The organism is Lyngbya confervoides BDU141951 (genome assembly GCF_000817775.3).
GTDB lineage: Bacteria > Cyanobacteriota > Cyanobacteriia > Thermosynechococcales > Thermosynechococcaceae > Lyngbya > Lyngbya confervoides.
In genome coordinates this window covers 1-19,971 of the sequence record NZ_JTHE03000077.1, presented here as the reverse complement: position 1 = coordinate 19,971, position 19,971 = coordinate 1, and the positions used below count along the sequence as shown (strand labels likewise).

Annotated in this window: 17 protein-coding genes and 1 CRISPR repeat array (1 of these 18 only partly in view); of the genes, 10 read left to right on the top strand and 7 right to left on the bottom strand. The window is 53.8% G+C overall.

Annotated features, from left to right (window positions below; genetic code table 11):
• Nucleotides 1-923: a CRISPR direct-repeat array (repeat unit 36 nt; unit sequence GTCACCCGACCCATTCCCCCGAAAGGGGATAGAAAC); it reaches 818 nt to the left of the window's first position.
• A 581-nt stretch (nt 924-1,504) separates the two neighbouring features.
• The gene (locus QQ91_RS13085) at nt 1,505-1,894 is read left to right on the top strand and encodes a hypothetical protein (RefSeq protein ID WP_166282722.1); all 390 of its coding nucleotides are present in this window, start codon (nt 1,505-1,507) and stop codon (nt 1,892-1,894) included.
• A gap of 11 nt (nt 1,895-1,905) precedes the next feature.
• On the top strand, nt 1,906-3,138 hold the full coding sequence (locus QQ91_RS13080; protein WP_166282720.1) for a putative CRISPR-associated protein: 1,233 nt from the start codon (nt 1,906-1,908) through the stop codon (nt 3,136-3,138).
• Here QQ91_RS13080 and QQ91_RS13075 read toward each other — a convergent pair.
• The 4 genes from QQ91_RS13075 to QQ91_RS21665 form a co-directional block, all read right to left on the bottom strand.
• Nucleotides 3,116-3,880 (bottom strand): intracellular growth attenuator family protein, encoded by a 765-nt coding sequence (locus tag QQ91_RS13075; RefSeq protein WP_166282718.1) that lies wholly within the window; start codon nt 3,878-3,880, stop codon nt 3,116-3,118. The genes QQ91_RS13080 and QQ91_RS13075 overlap by 23 nt on opposite strands.
• A gap of 82 nt (nt 3,881-3,962) precedes the next feature.
• The gene (locus QQ91_RS13070; protein ID WP_166282716.1) at nt 3,963-4,556 is read right to left on the bottom strand and encodes an HD domain-containing protein; all 594 of its coding nucleotides are present in this window, start codon (nt 4,554-4,556) and stop codon (nt 3,963-3,965) included.
• Nucleotides 4,553-5,965, bottom strand: a complete 1,413-nt coding sequence (locus QQ91_RS13065; protein ID WP_166282714.1) for a TIGR03985 family CRISPR-associated protein — start codon at nt 5,963-5,965, stop codon at nt 4,553-4,555. The genes QQ91_RS13070 and QQ91_RS13065 overlap by 4 nt, the downstream gene beginning before the upstream one ends.
• Before the next feature lie 1,529 nt (nt 5,966-7,494).
• Nucleotides 7,495-7,629: a hypothetical protein gene (locus tag QQ91_RS21665; protein ID WP_284707177.1), complete on the bottom strand. Its 135-nt coding sequence runs from the start codon at nt 7,627-7,629 to the stop codon at nt 7,495-7,497.
• Nucleotides 7,630-7,821: 192 nt separating this feature from the next.
• On the opposite strand from QQ91_RS21665, the gene QQ91_RS13060 reads away from it, so the two are divergent.
• Entirely contained in the window at nt 7,822-8,667 is an 846-nt protein-coding gene (locus tag QQ91_RS13060) for a class II fructose-bisphosphate aldolase (protein ID WP_166282713.1), read from the top strand.
• A gap of 87 nt (nt 8,668-8,754) precedes the next feature.
• Here the strand turns inward: QQ91_RS13060 and QQ91_RS13055 are convergent, their stop codons facing one another.
• Nucleotides 8,755-10,095, bottom strand: a complete 1,341-nt coding sequence (locus QQ91_RS13055; protein ID WP_166282712.1) for a cytochrome P450 — start codon at nt 10,093-10,095, stop codon at nt 8,755-8,757.
• A 381-nt stretch (nt 10,096-10,476) separates the two neighbouring features.
• On the opposite strand from QQ91_RS13055, the gene QQ91_RS13050 reads away from it, so the two are divergent.
• The 5 genes from QQ91_RS13050 to QQ91_RS13030 all read left to right on the top strand — a co-directional run bounded on the left by QQ91_RS13050 (nt 10,477) and on the right by QQ91_RS13030 (nt 16,342).
• On the top strand, nt 10,477-10,833 hold the full coding sequence (locus tag QQ91_RS13050; protein WP_166282710.1) for a hypothetical protein: 357 nt from the start codon (nt 10,477-10,479) through the stop codon (nt 10,831-10,833).
• A 205-nt stretch (nt 10,834-11,038) separates the two neighbouring features.
• Nucleotides 11,039-11,752: an ABC transporter ATP-binding protein gene (locus QQ91_RS13045; RefSeq protein WP_250833353.1), complete on the top strand. Its 714-nt coding sequence runs from the start codon at nt 11,039-11,041 to the stop codon at nt 11,750-11,752.
• Between the two features lie 3 nt (nt 11,753-11,755).
• Nucleotides 11,756-14,119 carry an ABC transporter permease gene (locus QQ91_RS13040; protein ID WP_166282706.1) on the top strand — a complete coding sequence of 788 codons (2,364 nt, stop codon included), beginning with the start codon at nt 11,756-11,758 and terminating at the stop codon, nt 14,117-14,119.
• A gap of 14 nt (nt 14,120-14,133) precedes the next feature.
• Nucleotides 14,134-15,486 carry an efflux RND transporter periplasmic adaptor subunit gene (locus tag QQ91_RS13035; protein WP_250833352.1) on the top strand — a complete coding sequence of 451 codons (1,353 nt, stop codon included), beginning with the start codon at nt 14,134-14,136 and terminating at the stop codon, nt 15,484-15,486.
• A gap of 82 nt (nt 15,487-15,568) precedes the next feature.
• Complete coding sequence (locus QQ91_RS13030; protein ID WP_166282704.1) at nt 15,569-16,342, top strand: class II glutamine amidotransferase; 774 nt, start codon at nt 15,569-15,571, stop codon at nt 16,340-16,342.
• Nucleotides 16,343-16,484: 142 nt separating this feature from the next.
• On the opposite strand, the gene QQ91_RS13025 is transcribed toward QQ91_RS13030, so the two are convergent.
• A complete protein-coding gene (locus QQ91_RS13025) occupies nt 16,485-16,934 on the bottom strand; it encodes an AbrB/MazE/SpoVT family DNA-binding domain-containing protein (protein WP_166282702.1) in 450 nt (149 codons plus the stop codon).
• Nucleotides 16,935-17,398: 464 nt separating this feature from the next.
• Between QQ91_RS13025 and QQ91_RS13020 the strand changes: the two genes are divergently transcribed.
• Entirely contained in the window at nt 17,399-17,890 is a 492-nt protein-coding gene (locus QQ91_RS13020; RefSeq protein ID WP_166282700.1) for a photosystem I reaction center protein subunit XI, read from the top strand.
• Nucleotides 17,891-17,937: 47 nt separating this feature from the next.
• Nucleotides 17,938-18,054 carry a photosystem I reaction center subunit VIII gene (locus QQ91_RS13015; protein WP_166282698.1) on the top strand — a complete coding sequence of 39 codons (117 nt, stop codon included), beginning with the start codon at nt 17,938-17,940 and terminating at the stop codon, nt 18,052-18,054.
• A 264-nt stretch (nt 18,055-18,318) separates the two neighbouring features.
• On the opposite strand, the gene QQ91_RS13010 is transcribed toward QQ91_RS13015, so the two are convergent.
• The gene (locus tag QQ91_RS13010; RefSeq protein ID WP_166282696.1) at nt 18,319-18,528 is read right to left on the bottom strand and encodes a hypothetical protein; all 210 of its coding nucleotides are present in this window, start codon (nt 18,526-18,528) and stop codon (nt 18,319-18,321) included.
• Nucleotides 18,529-19,971 lie beyond the last annotated feature (1,443 nt).

The window sequence follows — 19,971 nt, the reverse complement described above, 5'->3', positions numbered from 1 at the left end:
CCCATTCCCCCGAAAGGGGATAGAAACTGGGATTCGCTCTCTATTCTCAAAAAGGGCCGTCCCGCTTGGTCACCCGACCCATTCCCCCGAAAGGGGATAGAAACGCTTCCGGCGAGAACCGGAGTGGCCATAAGTGTAAGGGGTGTCACCCGACCCATTCCCCCGAAAGGGGATAGAAACCCGGTGCCGGAGGTTTGCTCCACCCGCCGCTATCCATCGTCACCCGACCCATTCCCCCGAAAGGGGATAGAAACTCCATAATCCTTGCGGCCTCGTACCTCCTCTATCGACGGGTCACCCGACCCATTCCCCCGAAAGGGGATAGAAACACGTTGTGCCCGCCCAAGTCGTCGGTTAATGGTCACGTCACCCGACCCATTCCCCCGAAAGGGGATAGAAACAGTCGTGCTAGCTGGGATGAGAGTTCTTTTTGGTCACGTCACCCGACCCATTCCCCCGAAAGGGGATAGAAACTCCACTCAGGGAAATCTGGAATCTCACTGTTGAAACTTGTCACCCGACCCATTCCCCCGAAAGGGGATAGAAACACTGATTGGATAGGGAGAGTTCTGCACCGATGGCGCGACTTGTTACCCGACCCATTTCCCTGAAAGGGGATAGAAACCGGATTGGCCCAGCCCTTGAGCCGATCATTCAGAAGGCGAGTCACCCGACCCATTCCCCCGAAAGGGGATAGAAACAGTTCGTCGGAATTACGCCACTGGGCGACAAGACTTTGGTCATCCGACCCATTCCCCCGAAAGGGGATAGAAACGGCAATGGCTTGATAGTCGGTTTCTTTGACCTTTTTGGGTCACCCGACCCATTCCCCCGAAAGGGGATAGAAACAAATCACGCTGAGGCTTTGTGCAGGCCATTGTCGCTTCGTTGCCCAACCATCTCCCCCGAAAGGGGATAAAAACTTCTCATCACCCGTGAACGTGGTGATGTCCAGATCGAGTTGCCCAATCATCTCCCCGAAAGGGGACATCAACATTTACTGGAGAAAAATGATGAAAACTCTAAATCCCAATCCGCGATCGCCCCGCAGCCTGGAGATCTCTAAACTCCAGATATCCACTACTTTTCCCAGAACAGAAAATAGTGCAGCAATCTTTAGGCCGAGCGCGGGGAGCTGTATGGCGACCCATTCTGGCTGTGGCGGCCAATGTAGCCTGCCTGCGGATGGACATCATTGGCATAACTGCGACAGATGTGGCCAGGGGTTCGTTTAATTGCGCGCTAACTGCCACTCCAACTTCTCGGGAGGGATTCAAATGCTGAAATTCGCCCCCACTAGTCTTCCAACCCCAAAGGCTCAGATCCGGTGTGGTCTTGGCCCCTGTCGATTGTGCTCCTGTTTTGCCTTTAGAGGATCTGGCAATATTTGCGAGGACTGCGGACACCATTACGGAGACCACACCACAAAGCCGTTCCTTGACCCAGGCCAGGTAAAGGCTAGGACAGCGCATTGGCAAATTCCCCCCACCATAGGAGCGGGCCAATGAATACGCGACTGACCGCCTGGTTAGAGAATTCGATGCTGTCGCGGATCGCCAACGAGGGCGTTTCAGACCCGTCGATGTGGGGGCAACGATATGACCCCCTGTGTCCGAGCGAGTTCTACCGTGGGTACGCAACTCTACTGGCCCAGGTGGATCGGGAACTTCGATCCAATCCAAATCTCGCCGCCCTGCGCCAGTTGATTGACGCCCTTGACCTGGCCATTAAAGCGATGCCCGCTGACGAACGACGGAACGGCGCAAACTTCGCACTTTGCAACGTGGCTGCCTACGCAGAAAAGGGAACCATCGCCCAGATCCGGGCAACGTTGACCGCTGAATTGGTGTGTATTGCCCGCTGCTTCGTTCATAATCAAGCACGAGGTCTTTAAACGCACCCCACATGCCAAAACCCCAAACCATTATTTGCACCGTGGGCACCAGCTTGTTCAAGCCCAATCTGTTTGGCTTGCCCAGCGATGACGCTTACGCAGACTGGCTGAATAAACAGCCCGAGCGCGATCGCCCCTTGCTGTCCCTGGAGATCATTCACCGCCTGCGGCAGCATCTACAGGATCAGCAATGGGAGCAGATTGCCCAAGATTTAACCCGCTTAGACGGCTCAACCCGACTCTGCGGCGCAGAAATTAATTCCATCCATGACCTGATCTTGAATGACTACTGCCAGCCCAGCCTGCACATTGTTTTGTGTCATTCCGCCACCGAGGAAGCGCGGAAAATTGCGGAAATTCTCAAGGTTTATTTTCGGCGGAACCCCGGACACCACACGACCGCCACGGTGGAAATCGACGGATTGATTGACAGCAATCCCAAAACATTTCGGACGCAGGGGCTGAGAAACCTGGTCAAAGCCCTGGGAAAGACCTATCAAGACGCAAAGACACCGGTGGCGATTAATGCCACCGGCGGCTACAAAGCCCAAATCGCGATCGCCGTTTTAGTGGGTCAAGCCCTGGGCATTCCAGTGTTCTATAAGCACGAGCGGTTCAGCGAAATTATTCCGTTCCCGCCAATGCCCATTGATCTGGACTTCAACCTCTGGCTGGCGCAATACCACTGGTTCCATGCCTTTGAAACCCACGACATCCTGCAGTGGCAGGTTCTGTGCCAGGACGGTCTGACCGCAGACTGGGACGAGCGGATGGAACCCCTGGTGGAAAAAGAGGGGAACGAGATGGCCCTTTCTCCCGTGGGGCAAATCTTCCATGAACGCTTCAAGCAAAAATACGCAGATCACCTACTGGCGCTGCTGCCCCTACACAGCGATCGCAAGGTTGAAGCCCATATTTCTCCGTTTGAAGAGTTGACCCTGGCTCCCGCCGCAAACAACAAAGAGCCGTCGATGTCTCAGCATGGCTGGAGACAGGCGCGATCGCCGATCAAACATTTTATGCAAAGAATCGTAGACGAAGCCCCCTACGTAAAAACCTGCCGCACCTACTACTGGAGTCCAGATTTAGGCCAGCCGACTCATTTCCGTGTATCCAGGGGCGAAATTGACGGTATTTTTAGCAACGGATCCTGGACGACCAAGTTTAAGGTTGTGACGACCGCCACCACGGATCAACAAAGGCAATGCGCGGTGGTTGATCTCAATCAACGGTTTGCCTCGTGAGGTCGTCCCCCCAATGTAAGACTGGATCGAAATCTAGCTCAATCGGGCGCAGCGGCGCGGATTGGATCGGTTCGCCCTGGTCATCGCGGGGTGACTCCATATACTGCATTCTCCGCCCCGGTGTAACACAGGCCATCGCCAGCGAGACGCTCATGGTGGCAAAGCCCCCGGTGATATCAGCAATCATCGCCCTGGACTTGATATCTGTGGTGGCAAAAATGTCTTCGGCCACCCGAAACAGCTGGTCATCAAAATAGGGATTGACGATATACTCCGATCGGTGATTCACCGATATTGTTTCTGATCCATACACCACGCGAATGTATTCTTTTAATAGAAATCCGGTCTGAAATGACTGGTCGCTACAAATCAGCCAAACTTCCCGCAGCGTCTTTTGATGATAGGTAATCGCACACAGTTGTGGATATAAATTTGAAGCTTGAATGGAGATCGCGTCAAAATCGCTTGCCTGCACCGCTGCGCCAGGAGTGGCCAAAAATTTAACTTTCTCCTCCAAATTTTCAACACCCTTAACTCGATAGGGACTCAAGAGCAAGATTAGGCCCTTGGCGGGTTTGGGCGATCGCACCTCCAGCCGGACGCGACATTGGAGACGTCGATACCGATCAAAAATCCACCAAATTCCAAATAACGTCGCTACACAAATTGCACCGATCACATTTAAGGTCAAACTTCCAGCGGTGCAAATAGCAATGATATAGGAGAGCGTCGCAAAACCCATAAATTCCCAGGGACTACTGGGTGAAAACAGATGTTTGAAGTGGAATTGCTTGGTTTTGAGTGCCATTATTTTTCAGAGAAAATCATTCAGGGCGATAGGTGGACAGAGAAATGAACAGTTGCTCGAGCTGTTCTAAGTTCTGAGAGGCAATCCTACGTTCTTGACAAAGGTCAATGAAAGAATCCAGCAGCCACAGACAGTCCTGTTTACTGGCATTAAAGCGGTTCCAGAACGGATCGCCAAAACGCTGATAATCGTGCCATTGACAGCGCGTGTTGTGAAGTTTATCGGCGATCGCCACCCTTAGCGCCGATTCAGAGGCCTCCGCGAGCGTTTCCAAGTAGGCTTCCTTGCGCTGCCGCCAGGGAGGCTTCGGGGTCACAACTGCATCTGATAAAGCCTGAACAATCTCAGCCACTGCGTCCCCACAGTGCTGTTGAATATCAGCCAAAGTGTCCAGCCCTCCCTGGTCTTCAACCGCGTCGTGCAGCAGCGCCGCGATCGCCTCGGTTTCGTTTCCCCCATCTTCAAGCACCAGGGCAGAAACGGCCATCAAATGGCTGATATAGGGAATTTGACTCCCCTTGCGAACTTGATCACGATGAAGTGATTCAGCCAAGGCAAAAGCAGCGGAAAAGCGATCGCTCAGGATGGGGTGTTCGGTTGTTTCGCTCATGATTCAGCTTGGTAGAGGGCGTAGGTTTGTTGGATATCGCGGGCCATGCGATCGCGTAAATGAAACGGGTACAACACTTCCACGTTTGGCCCCCAGGCGCGCAGGCGCATCACCAAGCCGTTGTCGTTATCCCGAACGATCGCCTTGTAATAGGCATCCTGAGGATGGCGCTGGAGATATCCCAGGAGGTTTTGCCGTTCTGGTTCAGTCAGGTCTAATGTCTGCAGGTATTGCTGTTGTGCTTGCCAGGTTTTGAGAGGTTTAAAGGTTTCGTGGCGATTGCTGCGGTGAATGTATTGATCATGGAAGGCGCGCTGGAACCGCAGCAAAACTGGCTGCTTGGGCGAGCCGATTTCAAATCCCCAGGCTGATTCCAGGGCATTGATAATCTGGTCGGGCGTGGGTAAAGCATCCTGTTGATACTGCTGATACAGTGATGGAGGCAGCGTGTCAGGGGTTGCCCAACTGAGTACCCGAGGAGATGAAATTTGCTCAGTTCGAAAGTTATACCAGGTGATTTCTGGAAGATGAGGTTGGGGCGATTGGCCATAGGCCATCAAATAGGGGGCGCGCTGGTAATAGTACAGACAAAGGGGAAAGGTAATCATCTGCCGGTTACCAGGCCGGGATCGGCTGTTGTAGGTAAATTGAATGGGCGGGATTGGGTTTTGTTGCCACACCTGGTGCTTTAAAAATTGGGCGATCGCGGACACCTTTTGTCCAGCTTCAATGGCCACGACATTATCGAGATCCAGAAAAAATCGCTGTTGCTGCTGAATCGGTTGTTCGAAAATAACAAGAAGTTCACGCAGATCCACATGTTTATAGCGACCGTTCAGAACATGGGACTTTAACGCGGTGAAGGACTGAATCGCCTTTGAACGAGTGAGCGGTTTGGGCGATCTGCGATAGTACCGTGCCTGTTTACCCTGCTGCGAATTTTGGACTGATTGGCCATTGGCATCCAGCTCCTCTAAATACCCCAGCGCCTTGAGCTGCAGGAAGTCATATTCCAAGGAACGTTTCTGATTTTCTGGAATCTGGGTTCGCAATAGGAATGGTTTTTGCTTTCTTAATCGTTGCTCGATGAATTCCGGAGTGCAATTGTAGCGATCGCAGTAATCCTGGATCCAGTTCTCTAAATCAACCTCCCCGACTCTTGTTAAATAATCCGCCAGCGAGGACTCATACACATCCTGCAGCTCGCCGTTCAACATCCCCTGATCGGCGATCGCGGCACTATGCCATTGGGTGTAGGTAAAGGGGATGGGTAATGCCAGCGGATTGTCTTCGATGGATGCCAGGATTAACCAGACGCGCAGTGTTTTTTTCAGCGCGTTCAAGCTGGCGATAGAACCCTGAGACGATAGCTGCTCCAGAATATCGATGTGAGGGGCTGGGATCGTCATGTTACTGAGTCTGTGGAACTCCACAATCATATCTGAGATTAGAAAAGCCGTTTTCCAATGGCGATCGCGCCTCTGCCATGCCGCTGCAGGATAGAAATGCCCTGCAGGTGCAGCCCATTCCCGGATTGCCTCAGGGATCGCGGTAGCCAGAATCCTCCCAATGTAAATTTTTCTTCATATTTTCCAAAATGAGTGAGGTAAAGCGGGTGTTTCTGGAATGTTTAGTAGCACAAATAAAGCTCTAGTCGCTGACACAGTAAGGATTCTCGCGAATTAGAAATAAAATCTTAAGGGATGGAGAAGGAAAGATTTAATCCTCTAAAATAATTGAGTTCACGGATGTCCCCCGATCCTTGAAAACCGCATAACTTCGTTGACCTCTGTGAAGTCATTGATTTTACAGGGTTTGATAGGCTAACGAATTCCACTTGTTGGAAAATTTTGGGTCTTATTGACAGGTTATTTAGACATGTGTGAAAATCGCCAATTCGAGCCTTACTAGGTAAGGGTTTCAGCCGGTACTGTCGCCCGACCCATTCCCCCGAAAGGGGATAGAAACTAATCGGATCTCGTCAAGAAGCTCATCAACTTCTTTTTGTCGCCCGACCCATTCCCCCGAAAGGGGATAGAAACTGGGAAAGAGAACCCTCGAGCTTCAAGCTCGGAGGATTTGTCGCCCGACCCATTCCCCCGAAAGGGGATAGAAACCTTGGATCCGACCGTAGGGAGGCCGGGATGCCCCCCTGAGTCGCCCGACCCATTCCCCCGAAAGGGGGTAGAAACTCTGGGATTTCATCCCAAAACCCGACCAACCTATCTGTCGCCCGACCCATTCCCCCGAAAGGGGATAGAAACTTTACACTGACTTCATCTCCTCGAACAGCCTGCCAAGTCGCCCGACCCATTCCCCCGAAAGGGGATAGAAACACCAAGACATGCCTCATTAACGCTGGCCAACCGGCACGTCGCCCGACCCATTCCCCCGAAAGGGGATAGAAACGAGATGATACAACGAAGAGTGCCGAAAGAATGACCGCGTCGCCCGACCCATTCCCCCGAAAGGGGATAGAAACGCGATGCCCACCGAAGCAAGTGGTAGCGCGATCGCCATCGTCGCCCGACCCATTCCCCCGAAAGGGGATAGAAACTGGTAAACCTCCGGAGATTCTTCTCCGGTCGGAAAGACGAACTAGTCGCCCGACCCATTCCCCCGAAAGGGGATAGAAACTTCTTCACCGGAGGGGAACACGAACTGCCAACCAACCCGTCGCCCAACCCATTCCCCCGAAAGGGGATAGAAACTCGCCTCGGAGATCGTGAAGCTTTCGAGTGGTAACACGGGTCGCCCAACCCATTCCCCCGAAAGGGGATAGAAACTTTTATTGGCCTTGGTCAACAGGGCCTTGAGTTGCCTTACCGTCGCCCAATCCATTCCCCCGAAAGGGGATAGAAACTAGCGGTACACCGTAGACTCTGCAATTCCTGCCCTCTCGTCGCCCAACCCATTCCCCCGAAAGGGGGATGGAAAATCAAATAATGATGGCAATATCGGGCGGTTCCGGCTTTTGACTCCCAATCGTCAACACATAGTCGATCGCCTTTAGCTCCTCTGCCGTGGCCCCGAATTTCCAGTAATAGGCTGGCCAGTCGTCTTCGGGGGGCATCCGTCCTCCTGTGTCTCCAAATTTCTCCTATGGTGCGATCGCCTAGCTCAAACACGGCAGCATTTCCCCCGCGATTGCGGTTGCTTCTGCACAGAAAAACCAAAAGTGAGCCAATCCAAAGCTAGTTCACCCCATATAGACTAATCATTAGCCCGCAGAGTATGATTCAGGCACGATCGCCCTAAAACCTGAATGCTGACTTCCACCAAAGACCTTTTAGAGAAAGCTCAAAAGTACTCCTACGCCGTGGGTGCTTTCAACTTATATAATCTTGAAGGCGCGAAAGCAGTGGTCAACGCAGCCGAAGCGGACCATAGCCCCGCAATGATACAGGTTTTGCCTCATGTCCTCCAGTACGGTGGGGCTCCTCTGATGGCACTTTTTCTAGAAGCCGCAGACTCGGCAAAGGTGCCGATGTCAGTTCATCTCGATCATTGCGAGGAACAGGCCATCATCGAAATGGCTCTGGAGGCAGGGATTCAATCGGTTTTGGCTGATGGGTCTAAATTTTCCTATCCAGAAAACCTGGCTTTCACGGCTCAGATGACTGCCCTCGCCCATGGGAAGGGGGCGACTGTAGAAGCAGAAATCGGCAGGATTAGCGGCACCGAAGATGGCATGACGGTGTCTGAAAAGGAAGCCAAGATGACCGACCCCTACCAGGCCAGGGAATTTGTAGAAAAATCAGGGGTGGATTTTCTCGCGGTTACCATTGGCAACGTTCATGGCCAGTATTACAGTGAACCCCGATTAGATTTTGAGCGTCTGGCCAGAGTCCGGCAGCAAGTCGAAATTCCCCTGGTGTTGCACGGCGCATCGGGCTTACCGGCTCTGATGATTCAGAGGGCAATTGAATTGGGAGTGTGCAAGTTTAACGTCAACACGGAAGTTCGACAAAAATATCTCCAGTTTTGGCGAGAGTATGGAAAAACCAATTCTCAAGGTGATCTCCTGGATTGTCAGAAGGCATCAACGGGGGCCATGCAAGAGATTATTGCCCAAAAAATCAGGTTATTCGGCAGTGCCGGAAAAGCCTAGAGACGGTTTGTGCCGGATTGGTGACCCGTAGGTTTTGCCTGAGCCCATGCAACCCCAATGGGGGGCATGGGTCTCAATGGGGGCTGATTAGAGTTGCCTCAACCTTACCTGGATACCTGTTTCAGGACGAAGCGTAATAGAGGGCTGGGGGATAATCGCAAAATTAGGCATCACCTCAATCTGAAACTTTTGGGCGATCGCCGCGAGGATCAACACCGATTCCATCAGGGCGAACCCCTTCCCAATGCAAATGCGGGGTCCATCCCCAAAGGGAATGTATACGCCTCGGGGAAGCGATCGCTCAAAATCGTTCTCCCAGCGTTCCGGCTGAAAGACTTCGGGCTGATCAAAATATTGGGGACTGCGATGCATCACCCACTGACTGATCATCAAAACCGTCCCCGCATGTACCTCATAATCCCCAATTATTGTATCCTGGGTCGCCTCACGCCCAAAAATAGAGACTGGGGGATACAATCTCATCGACTCTTTGATGACATTGTGGGTGTACTGCAGTTTGGGTAAATCCTCATAGGTGGGTGGACGCCCTTCTAAAACCTCTTGCAACTCAGCCTGGAGCTTTTGCTGCACCTCCGGGTGCTGAGATAGCAGCATCCAGGTCCAGGATAGAGCATTTGCCGTGGTTTCATGACCTGCCAGCATGAGAGTTGCCACCTCATCTCGCAACAGGCGATCGCCCATCTGCTCACCGCTCTCCTCGTCACGGGCCTGCATCAACAGGGAAAGCAGATCGGTACTGGCCTCAGGATTGGCGCGGCGTTGACGAATCAGTTCATATATGGCGGTATCCATCTCAGCGATCGCCTGACGATACTGGAGATTCTCTGGACGCGGAAACCATTCCCACACTAAAAAGCCTTGCTTACGCTTGCTCTCAAACCAATTCATGGTCACATCTAAGGCATGGGCAACGGTCTGTGCTTCGCCTTCGTCCACGCCTTTGTCAAAGATGCACTTCATCACAATGTTGAGGGTCAAACGCATCATCTCTTGGTGGATATCCCGCGTTTCTCCGTCGTGCCAAGCTTGCAGCATCTGTTCGGTATAGTCAACCATGACCCGCCCATAACCTTGAATTCGCTTTTGTTGAAAAACGGGCTGGGCTAATTTACGTTGCCAAAACCACGACTCCCCTTCCGCCGTGAGTAATCCTTCCCCCAGCAGACGCTTTAAAACTCGAAATCCTCGACTTTTGATAAAATTATCCCGATTCTTGAGGATTTGCTCAATGTATTCTGGATTTGTAACTAAACAGGCTGACGTGAGACCCAATTGTATTGGAATCATGTCTCCAAATTCTCTCGCACATTGAGTCAAAAAGCCCAGGGGATCGCGACCTAAATCGAGTAAGCTTCCTGCAATTGTATTTCCTTGAGGACCCGGCAAATCAAGAACATCTTGAACCATAACCCTTTCCTGGTGGGATATTTCGGGCTTATGTTAGCACGGGCTTGAAATGATCGGGTAAAAAACAATCTTTAGACCTATCTTGCTCTCTTGCCTCGTAACCGTAGGTATAACTTTGGCTAGCTATATCTCATGCAATTTCAGTCATTTACGGATAGAGTTTTGAAGCTGGTCATCGGTGCCCATCGGAGGCAGGACTTCAATCTCAAACCCATCCAGTTCATTCGCCTGGGCTAAGCCGCTTCTCGCCGGGGGGGGATGGGCTGTCCCGCGCCCTGTTTTTGGTTGTGTTGAATCTTGTAAAACTTGCGGCCTGGAAAAGTTGAGGATCCAGACTCCTTTGGATACACTCTTTGGAAAACCGAGGAGGGGCAACCCATCATGACCGATCATCCTGAGCATTCAATTCCTGGCTGGCTCGAACTACACGATTTATCATTGCACGCTGATTCTGAGGCGCGATCTCCCTATGGACTTTATCTCACGGGGAGGGTGGGACCCGGTCATCGGTTTCGTTTCAAGGGCAGCGTCTCCGGCACTCCCATCGCTAAGCCTCCCCAGCTTCAGGGGACACCTGGATGGCTAGAGATCAATACCTTGACCTTTCACCCCGAGGCTGAAGCGCGCCCACCCCATCCGCCCTACCTGCCTGGGATTATGGATCACGCAAATCACTTTTATCCGGACGAGCCCTATGAGGTGGTCACGGACCTGGTGCAAAGTGCCGAGAAGGCTTAGAGGGCTACGATTGGGACTCTACGGCCAGGGCAAGGGATTGCTGACGCCCCTGAGCCTTGTTGAAAAAACATGAATTTTTTGGAGATTCAAACCGGAGGTTCTTAGGATCAACACATTGGGTTGAGGAAGGCCAATGGCAAATGCACAGGGACACAACCCTTATAGATCCAGCCCTCATAGATCCAACCTTGATGCATCAGCGGGGGTGGCAAATCCCGTGGCCGTGTTTCGGGTGCGGGAGGTGAGCAAAACCTATCGCATGGGAGAGGTCAGGGTTTATGCGCTGCGGCGGGTGAACCTGGAGCTGTATGAAGGGGAATTTGCGGTATTGCTGGGGCCGTCGGGGAGTGGCAAATCAACCCTGCTTAATATTCTGGGGGGATTGGATGTGCCCAGCAGTGGCGAGGTGTGGTTTCGCAATCGGAATCTGGCGCAGGCAAACGATGCCATCCTCACCCGGTTTCGGCGGGAGGCGGTGGGGTTTATCTTCCAGTTCTATAATCTGATTCCCAGCCTCACGGCGCGGGAGAATGTGGCCCTGGTGACGGAGATTGCCTCCCATCCCTTTTCCCCCGAGGAGGCACTGGCCTTGGTGGGGTTGAGCGATCGCCTGGATCATTTCCCGGCCCAGCTTTCCGGTGGAGAGCAGCAGCGCGTTGCCATTGCGCGGGCGATCGCCAAACGGCCCGAGGTGCTGCTGTGCGACGAACCCACCGGAGCGCTGGACTTCCGCACGGGCAAGCTGGTGCTGGAAGCCCTGGCCAGGGCAAACCAGGAATTCGGCACAACCACTGCCGTGATCACCCACAACGCAGGCATTGCCGCCATGGCGGATCGGGTCATTTCCCTGCGCAGCGGAGAGATATCCAGCATTGAGGTGAATGCAACGAAAGCTTCCCCCGATGAGTTGGAGTGGTAGCCGATGAAAGCGCTGGATCTAAAGCTGATGAGGGATTTGATCCACATGCGGGGGCAGGTGCTGGCGATCGTGCTGATTGTGGCCTGTGGCCTGACGGCAATGGTGACGATGATGAGTGCCTACGAGTCCCTGAAGCTTTCTCAGGCGACCTACTACGCGGAGTATCGCCTGGCAGATGTCTTTGCCTCCTTAAAACGGGCACCAGCGGCGATCGCCCCCCGCCTTGCTGAAATCCCCGGTGTGATCCAGGTGCAAACTCGGGTGGTGGTGGATGTGACCCTGGATGTGCCGGGGTTAGAGGCTCCAGCCACCGGACGCATCGTCTCCATCCCGGCGGACGCGCAGCCCATGCTGAACGACCTGTTCATCCGCAAGGGCCGCTACATTGATCCCAGCCACCGGCAGGAGGTGTTGATCAGCGAGGCCTTTGCGGCAGCGAATAACCTGGAACTGGGAGACAGGCTGGGAGCGGTGATCAACGGACGCTGGGAGGCCTTGCAGATTGTGGGGCTGGCGCTATCGCCGGAGTATGTCTACGAAATTCGCCCCACGGACATTGTGCCGGACAATCGCCGCTTTGGGGTGATCTGGATGGGGCGCGATGCCCTGGCAACGGCCTTTGACCTGGAGGGAGCCTTCAACGATGTGGCGCTGTCCCTTTCCCCTCGCGCCCGCTTGCCGGAGGTGCTGTTTCAACTGGACCAACGCTTGCAGCCTTATGGCGGCCTGGGAGCCTATGGGCGGGAAGATCAAATTTCTAACCGCTTCTTGAGTGAAGAAATTGCCAGTTTGCGGGTATCGGCGGTGTTCATTCCCATGATTTTCCTGGGCATCGCTGCCTTTTTATTGAATATTGTCCTTTCCCGCGTCATCAGCAACCAGCGAGATCAAATTGCTGTCCTCAAAGCCTTTGGCTACTCAAATCGCGCGGTGGGAGGGCATTATTTCAAATTGGTGCTGCTGATTACCCTGGCCGGTGGAGCCCTGGGGGCGGCCTTGGGACTGTGGTTGGGTTCTCTGATCACGCAGTATTACACCCACTTTTTCCAGTTCCCGGTACTGCGCTTTGCCGGAGGAGCGGGGGTGATTTTAAGCGCGATCGCCCTCAGCGGTGGAGCCGCCCTGGTGGGTGCCTTCTCCTCGGTGCAGCATGCTGTCTCCCTCCCCCCCGCCGAAGCCATGCGCCCGGCGGCCCCACCCCAATTCCGCCCCACCCTGGTGGAGCGCTGGGGCTTGCAGGGGGTCTTCTCGGCATCGGGACGCATTATTGTGCGGAACCTGGAACGCAAGCCAGTTCAAAGCTTGCTTTCGATCCTCGGGATTGCCCTTGCCATTGCGATTCTGATGGTGGGGCGCTACATGGGCGACGCCATTCACTACATCATCGACATCCAGTTTCGTCAGGTGCAGCGGGAGGATGTCACCCTGGTGTTTAACGAACCCCGCCCCGCCCGTGCCCGCTATGCCCTCGCCCATCTTCCCGGTGTGATGCAAGCAGAACCCTTCCGCACTGTGGCGGCCCGTCTGCGCTACGAACATCGCAGCCACCGCACGGGCCTCCAGGGCCTTGATCCCGAGGGCGAGCTACGCAACCTGCTCGATCGGAAATTGCGTCCCATCGCCCTGCCCCCCAGCGGGGTGCTACTCACCCGCACCCTAGGGAATATGCTGGGGGTGAAGCCGGGGGATTTCCTCACCGTCGAAGTCCTGGAGGGTCAGCGCCCGACCTTTACCCTTGAGGTCATGGGCCTGGTGGACGAACTGATCGGCGTCTCGGCCTATATGGATCTCAATGCTCTCAATGGACTCATGCAAGAGGGGCAAACCCTTTCCGGGGCCTATCTGACCGTGGACCGGCAGGCCATGGCTGATCTGTACGATGAAGTCAAGCAGACGCCCGCGATCGCCGGTATTGCCCTGCGCCAAACCACCCTTGATCAGTTCCAGGAAACCATCGGATCCAGCCTAGGCCTGTTCACCGCTGTCCTGGTTATCTTTGCTTGCATCATTGCCTTTGGCGTGGTTTACAATGCGGCCCGCATTGCCCTATCTGAACGGGGTCGCGAGCTGGCAATCCTGCGGATCATCGGCTTCAGTCAGACTGAAATTGCGGTGATTTTGTTGGGGGAACAGGCCATCCTCACCCTGCTGGCCATTCCGGTAGGCTTTGGGATTGGCTGGGCGCTGGTGGGACTGCTGGCCAGCACCTATGATTCGGAACTCTATCGCTTGCCGTTTGTCGTGAACCGCGCCACCTACCTGTTCGCTGCCGCCGTGGTGCTGATGGCGGCGGGACTGTCGGGTTGGCTGATTCACCGTCAGCTGAAGCGACTGGATTTGATTGCTGTCCTCAAAACCCGAGAGTAGCCACCTTGAAGTTCTTGAAGTTCAAACGGCCCTCCACAGTTCGACCTCTCCTCTATGTTTTTGCAGGACTGGCCATCGCCCTTCTCCTGGCTCTGCTGCTGCGCCCGTCTCCTATGTGGGTCAGCGTGGCAACGGTGGATCGGAACACCCTGGTGGTGACCGTGACCGAAGAAGGACGGACCAGGGTGCGATCGCGCTATGGGGTCGCAGCCCCTGTGGCCGGGCGATTGGATCGCATCGACCTGGAGGCGGGCGATGCGGTTACGGCAGGGCAAGTGATCGCTCGCATCGACCCGCTGCCCCTCACCAGCGAAGTGCGCGCGGCCCAAGCGCAGTTGCGGGGACTGGAAGCCCAGCGGCGGGGGGTCGAGACGCAACGGCCCAAACCCGAAGCGTTGCAGCAGGCACAGGCGCGCATCCGCGCGGCCCAGGCCAATCAGCAACAGGCCATGGCCCGCACCGAGCAGGCAGAGGCCGCACTGAATCAGGCAGAGCGCGATCGCCAGCGTGCTGACACCCTGCAAGCCCAGGGGGCCCTCTCTCAGCAAGCCCGCGAAGAGGCCGTCCTCCGCGCCACCACCCGCGCCCGCGACCTGGAGGTGGCCCGCCGCCAAGCCCAGGCTGCCGCTGCCGATGTCGCCGCTGCCCGGGAGGCCCTCGCCATCTTACAGGCAGAACAGTCCGACCCAGACTATCTGGAGGAGGTCTATGCCGCCCAGATGGCCAGCGTGAAAGCGGAACTGGCCCGCCTTGCCGATGAAGCCGCTCGCACGACCATTCGGGCTCCCGCCAGCGGGACGGTCCTCAGGGTGCTGCAGGAAAGCGCCCGATTCGTCGAGTCCGGGACGCCCATCCTGGAAATCGGCAACCCCAAGGATCTAGAACTGGTGATTGATGTGCTCTCTACCGATGCCGTCCAGGTCAAACAGGGCGATCGCGTCTGGGCCACCCAGTGGGGCGGTGGGGACCCTCTCTATGCCACCGTTCGCACCATCGAACCCTCCGCCTTCACCAAAGTCTCGGCCCTCGGTGTGGAGGAACAGCGCGTTAACATTATCGCGGAATTAAAAGCGGGTGAAACCCGCCTGGGCGATGGCTATCGCGTCGAAGCTCACATTGTGATCTGGGAAGCAGACAATGTCCTGCAGGTTCCCCTCAGCGCCCTCTTCCGCTGCGAAACTGAGCAAGTCGACGATTCCCACTGGTGCGCCTTTACTGTGGAAGGGGGCAGAGCCCAACAGCGGACCGTCGCCCTTGGGCAACGCAACCCCAACGCGGCCCAGGTGATCCACGGGCTGAGCGAAAACGACAGGGTCATCCTCCATCCCACCGAGCAACTGGCCTCGGGAACCCGAGTCAGGTTTTAGCGCCCCCTCGCCCCCTTGGAGAGGTCGCTCCCGCGCACTACAATCTAAGGGATAGATCTTAAAAAATGATCCCTTATCCATCATGTGCCAGCTGTTGGGGATGAATTGCAATGTGCCCACGGATATTTGCTTCTCCTTCGAAGGTTTTTCTGCTCGGGGCGGTAAGACGGATGAACATAAAGATGGATGGGGGATTGCCTTTTTCGAAGGCGCCGGGTGCCGCCTTTTTTTAGATGACGCCCCCTCAACCACCTCTCCCGTGGCGGCTCTTCTGCGAGAGTACCCCATCAAATCCAAAAATGTGATTGCCCACATTCGTAAAGCCACCGTGGGTGCCGTAGGCTTGGAAAACTGTCATCCCTTCCAGCGAGAACTGTGGGGGCACTATTGGGTCTTTGCCCACAACGGCGATCTGCCTCATCTGTCCCAGCAGGCCCCAGGATTCTACCAACCCGTTGGTCAAACCGACAGTGAGCAGGCCTTTTGCCAAATTCTCAATCGCCTCCGGCAGGTGTTTCCCCTGGGAAAACCCGACCTTCCGGATCTCTATCCTGTGCTGCAAGATATTACCCAGGCCATCGCCCGTCAGGATATCTTTAACTACCTGCTCTCTGACGGGGAACATCTGTTTGCCCATTGCTCCACCAAACTCTGCTACCTGGTACGCCAGGCTCCCTTTGCTGCCGCGCATCTCATCGATGAGGACCTCACCGTGGATTTTCAGGAGCTAACCACCCCGAGCGATCGCGTCGCCATCATTGCAACCACCGGTCTCACCGATAACGAACGCTGGACTCCCTTCCAACCCGGCGAACTGCTGGTCTTTAAGGACGGATTGCCGCTCTGGGGAATATAGGATCGCTCCGTCCTTGATCCGTTGCGGCCTTCTCTTAGAAAATTGATCTCCTGGTCAGCAATCATCGTCTGTCCACTGATCAAGGATAGGACACACTTCGGTGAGCAGCGCCCGAAGCAGGTCATGGCCCTGGCCGCAGGCCTCAGTCAATTTCATCTTCGTCAAAGCCATCCTCATCTTCAAACTCAGTCTCATCGTCGTTGTCTGCTTCAGCGAGCAAGAGCTGAATCCGTTTGCGACCCGTCTTGATTTCGAAGACGGCACCGGGTTCAATTCCCATTTCTCTCGTGTAGCCTGCCCCAATAATCACGGTTCCGTTGCGCTGCACGGAGGCACGATAGGACAACCCCCGTCCGCGCCTTGGGGCGTTCTCACCATCGAGTTCAATGCCCTTGGCTTCCAGCAAAGCATTCATGAACTCCGCAAGGTGTACCCGCTCTTTACCCTCTTGGGTTTGCGTCACGTAGCCGCAGGCCTTGGCTTTACCGCTCTTATTGAATCCCTTCAGCTTTTTGACCTCGCGCAGCAGCTGTTTCCCTGTCAACCGGGGGCGAGAGGGTTCCTGGGACTTAGATTTTGCTTTTCTCGGCATTGTGACTGGAGGTTGATGGATGGTTCCTGAAAAACAGACTGTTCCAGTCTACAGCCTCGGACGACCCGGAATAAAACTCTTGAAAATGAACTCAACACCGCCGCTCAAATCAACGGGTCCATGGTCCGACCGCCACACCCGAGACGCAGGTCCCAAGCCTTGACTTATTCATCAGGGCGAATACCCTTTTTCGCAACGGTATACAGAACCCTCTATTTATGCAACTTATGTGGCATAAACTAATCAAGTTAAAACACGTTTAGATTGTGCTTTACAGAAATTCATTGTATAGATAAAAAAACTGCACAGAACGCTAGATAAATTTAATTTTTGTAACGCTCATAGAAAGGTTTTAGGGAGCTGTACCCTTCCCCACTTATAATGCTTGCTATCATTTCATTCTTCAGTCCACCCAGAAGGTATCCACTCAACAAGGTATCCACTCAAAGGAGAATTTAGGAATAATGGCAGAATCTAGCTTTAAGCAGGTAGTTCAACCCTACAATGGTGATCCATTTGCTGGACATCTCGCTACGCCTATCTCAGCCTCTGGCTTTGCCAACGCACTCATCAGTAACCTCCCCGCATATCGCAAAGGGCTTTCGCCGTTGGGTCGAGGCCTTGAAATCGGATTGGCTCACGGTTACTTTCTGGTGGGCCCAGAAGTCATTTTTGGAACCAATCGCGATTATGCAGCCGAGCCTTTCCTCGCGGCCTTTCTGACTGCCATTGCGCTGGTTCTATTAGGAACTATCGCCATGAATGCACATGGTCTCGTGTCCTTAAAGAGCGCCGCTGACAGTCCGGACGAAACGGATTCACTCAAGACCTCAGAAGGGTGGAATGAGTTTGCCAGTGGGTTTTTCATTGGCGGTGTAGGCAGCGCATTTATGGCCTACTTCTTGCTTGATCACTTTGCCGGAATTGACGCTATTTTCAGTGGACTCGTGAACTGAGTTTTCAGATTCTTATAAAGTTTAGAGTGATTGTTTAGGAGAAATTTATGGTAGGCGATTACGCAGCTTCATTCTTACCTTGGATTTTGATTCCAGCCATCGGCTGGCTCATGCCCGTTGTGGTGATGGGACTTTTGTTTTTTTACATTGAGGGTGACGCTTAATTACTCTCACGTCCCGATAAGCTTTGACCCTTGGGTGCCCTTCTGTGTTTGTCAGTTCTCAAAACAGAAGGGCACTTGTTTTGGGCGAATCCCACTGATAGAAACCAGTCATGCGGGACGTATCGCCCCTTGCCATGATCTTGCTCTAATCACCCCATATTGTCAGAATTTTGAAGTTTTAGCTTGGGGTGCAGGTGCAGGTTCCCCAGTATAGGCAATTCTTCTGGCTTTCCTGCCCTTTGAAACCCGCACTAGCACGTCAACTCAGCCCCAAATGGTATAACCGACCAGAGCGCCCATACAAACAGGTGTTGATACACCCGTGGCAATCAGAGAACCCACGGTTGCAGTTTTCGGCTTTCCGCCTATTTCCTTGATGGTTTCATCCATTGATAGATCTTTGAGGTAGCTTTCAGGATCTGAAAACAGTTCATAGCCAGTGTTCTGAAGATCAGAGATTCGAATATTAGACATGGTAGTACTCCTAGAATTAGAGGCCCTGCCCCAAGGGAAAATCAGGGGGTTCGGGCTTTGATTGAACGACTATCTGGGAAGATGGTTCTCATCTTGCCTGTTGCCAGAACTTAGATTTAGGCATTGTCTGCACACCTATGACCCCTTTGACTTGTTGTTGAAACAGAGTCAGGTCATGTTCTGTGGAAGTCGGTTTTAGCCGGAGCATCCGATCCACTCCCTTATTTGCGGTACTCCAAACCGTACATTCAGAAGAACATATTGCCTTTGCCTGACAGCTTGAAGAACTCGATCCGGGTTCCCAATCAGTACAAGCAATTCCCGCATCAGGGTCGCTTGAGCATCCATTACCACACCAAGCTTGAACCCCATCCGCGAGGACAATATTGATCGAGGAAAGCGCAATGACAGCGGATAAGGTGGTCAGTGAAAAATTAGATCGCGCTGACTTCATCTTTAACATGACTTATCTTCCTTGCAGTGTGTAGATCGCCCGTGGTGGGTTTAATCTAGATGTACGCCTGATCCCACTAAACCCCTTGCCGATAGGGCATCAATCCTAAAACTTACACTACCGATGAGGTCTAATGGTCGGGTTGCTACTCTACCCATAGCGGTGCGAAATTTAATTACGGATTCGTTTCCAGTCAGTGTAGGCACCTTAACCCTTGGGATACTAGATCGCAGTGATATTAATCACTGGCACAGGATCGATCGCCCCATTTCCTGGACAAACCTCAATGCTGCAAGGCGTGGACTCCCTTGGTTTTACCCCGGACAATGGCGCAATCCGCTGTAAATATACTCGGCGCGATTCCAGAGCCAAATGGACGATACCGGACGCCAGGAGCACGCTCAAGAATCAACCTTGAGGCACAGGGCAAGCTCATGGGCAAGAAGCCCCCGGATCCCTTCACCACCTCAGCCCTACAGTAGGTGGCCGGATCGCGCATTCAATTCAGTCCAACACACACCCTGGGGGTGGCTCAGAAGCTTTATGAACCGGGATTAATCCCCGACAGGCGCATCGACTCGATGCAGTTCAGCCCCGAGTTTTGTCAAGCGGTACGGCAGTGGCTCCGGGCTAAGGGCCCTGTGTACTTTTTCCGTCAAGGACGATGGTGGAGTCCTAAGTTGGGGGTTTTGAAGTTCTGGGAACGATCGCTCTTTTTTTTGTTATAAGGGATATGACACCGGTGCATGAGTTACCTCCAACGAAACCTAGGAATCCCAGCCCTGAGTTGCTGGGATTTTTTGTGATCCTGACTGAGTTGGAGGCCCGATACCATTATCCTGCAGGATAATTTTGCAAGAGCTGGGATATCTGCCAGGGGTGATTTGATGTGAAACTCTTGAAAAGAGTATTATCTCGAATAGGATTGAGATAGGATAATCTTAGTTTCAAGAAAATCAAGAAAAATATGGTAAACGCAGCGAAATCTC

Bases quoted from the DNA above. Each gene is read 5' to 3' on its own strand.
- QQ91_RS13020 (WP_166282700.1), top strand. From the start codon at position 17,399: ATGGCAGAATCTAGCTTTAAGCAGGTAGTTCAACCCTACAATGGTGAT.
- QQ91_RS13080 (WP_166282720.1), top strand. From the start codon at position 1,906: ATGCCAAAACCCCAAACCATTATTTGCACCGTGGGCACCAGCTTGTTC.
- QQ91_RS13060 (WP_166282713.1), top strand. From the start codon at position 7,822: ATGCTGACTTCCACCAAAGACCTTTTAGAGAAAGCTCAAAAGTACTCC.
- QQ91_RS13085 (WP_166282722.1), top strand. From the start codon at position 1,505: ATGAATACGCGACTGACCGCCTGGTTAGAGAATTCGATGCTGTCGCGG.
- QQ91_RS13075 (WP_166282718.1), bottom strand. From the start codon at position 3,880: ATGGGTTTTGCGACGCTCTCCTATATCATTGCTATTTGCACCGCTGGA.
- QQ91_RS13050 (WP_166282710.1), top strand. From the start codon at position 10,477: ATGACCGATCATCCTGAGCATTCAATTCCTGGCTGGCTCGAACTACAC.
- QQ91_RS13030 (WP_166282704.1), top strand. From the start codon at position 15,569: ATGTGCCAGCTGTTGGGGATGAATTGCAATGTGCCCACGGATATTTGC.
- QQ91_RS21665 (WP_284707177.1), bottom strand. From the start codon at position 7,629: ATGCCCCCCGAAGACGACTGGCCAGCCTATTACTGGAAATTCGGGGCC.
- QQ91_RS13065 (WP_166282714.1), bottom strand. From the start codon at position 5,965: ATGACGATCCCAGCCCCTCACATCGATATTCTGGAGCAGCTATCGTCT.
- QQ91_RS13010 (WP_166282696.1), bottom strand. From the start codon at position 18,528: ATGTCTAATATTCGAATCTCTGATCTTCAGAACACTGGCTATGAACTG.
- QQ91_RS13070 (WP_166282716.1), bottom strand. From the start codon at position 4,556: ATGAGCGAAACAACCGAACACCCCATCCTGAGCGATCGCTTTTCCGCT.
- QQ91_RS13055 (WP_166282712.1), bottom strand. From the start codon at position 10,095: ATGGTTCAAGATGTTCTTGATTTGCCGGGTCCTCAAGGAAATACAATT.
- QQ91_RS13015 (WP_166282698.1), top strand. From the start codon at position 17,938: ATGGTAGGCGATTACGCAGCTTCATTCTTACCTTGGATTTTGATTCCA.
- QQ91_RS13025 (WP_166282702.1), bottom strand. From the start codon at position 16,934: ATGCCGAGAAAAGCAAAATCTAAGTCCCAGGAACCCTCTCGCCCCCGG.
- QQ91_RS13040 (WP_166282706.1), top strand. From the start codon at position 11,756: ATGAAAGCGCTGGATCTAAAGCTGATGAGGGATTTGATCCACATGCGG.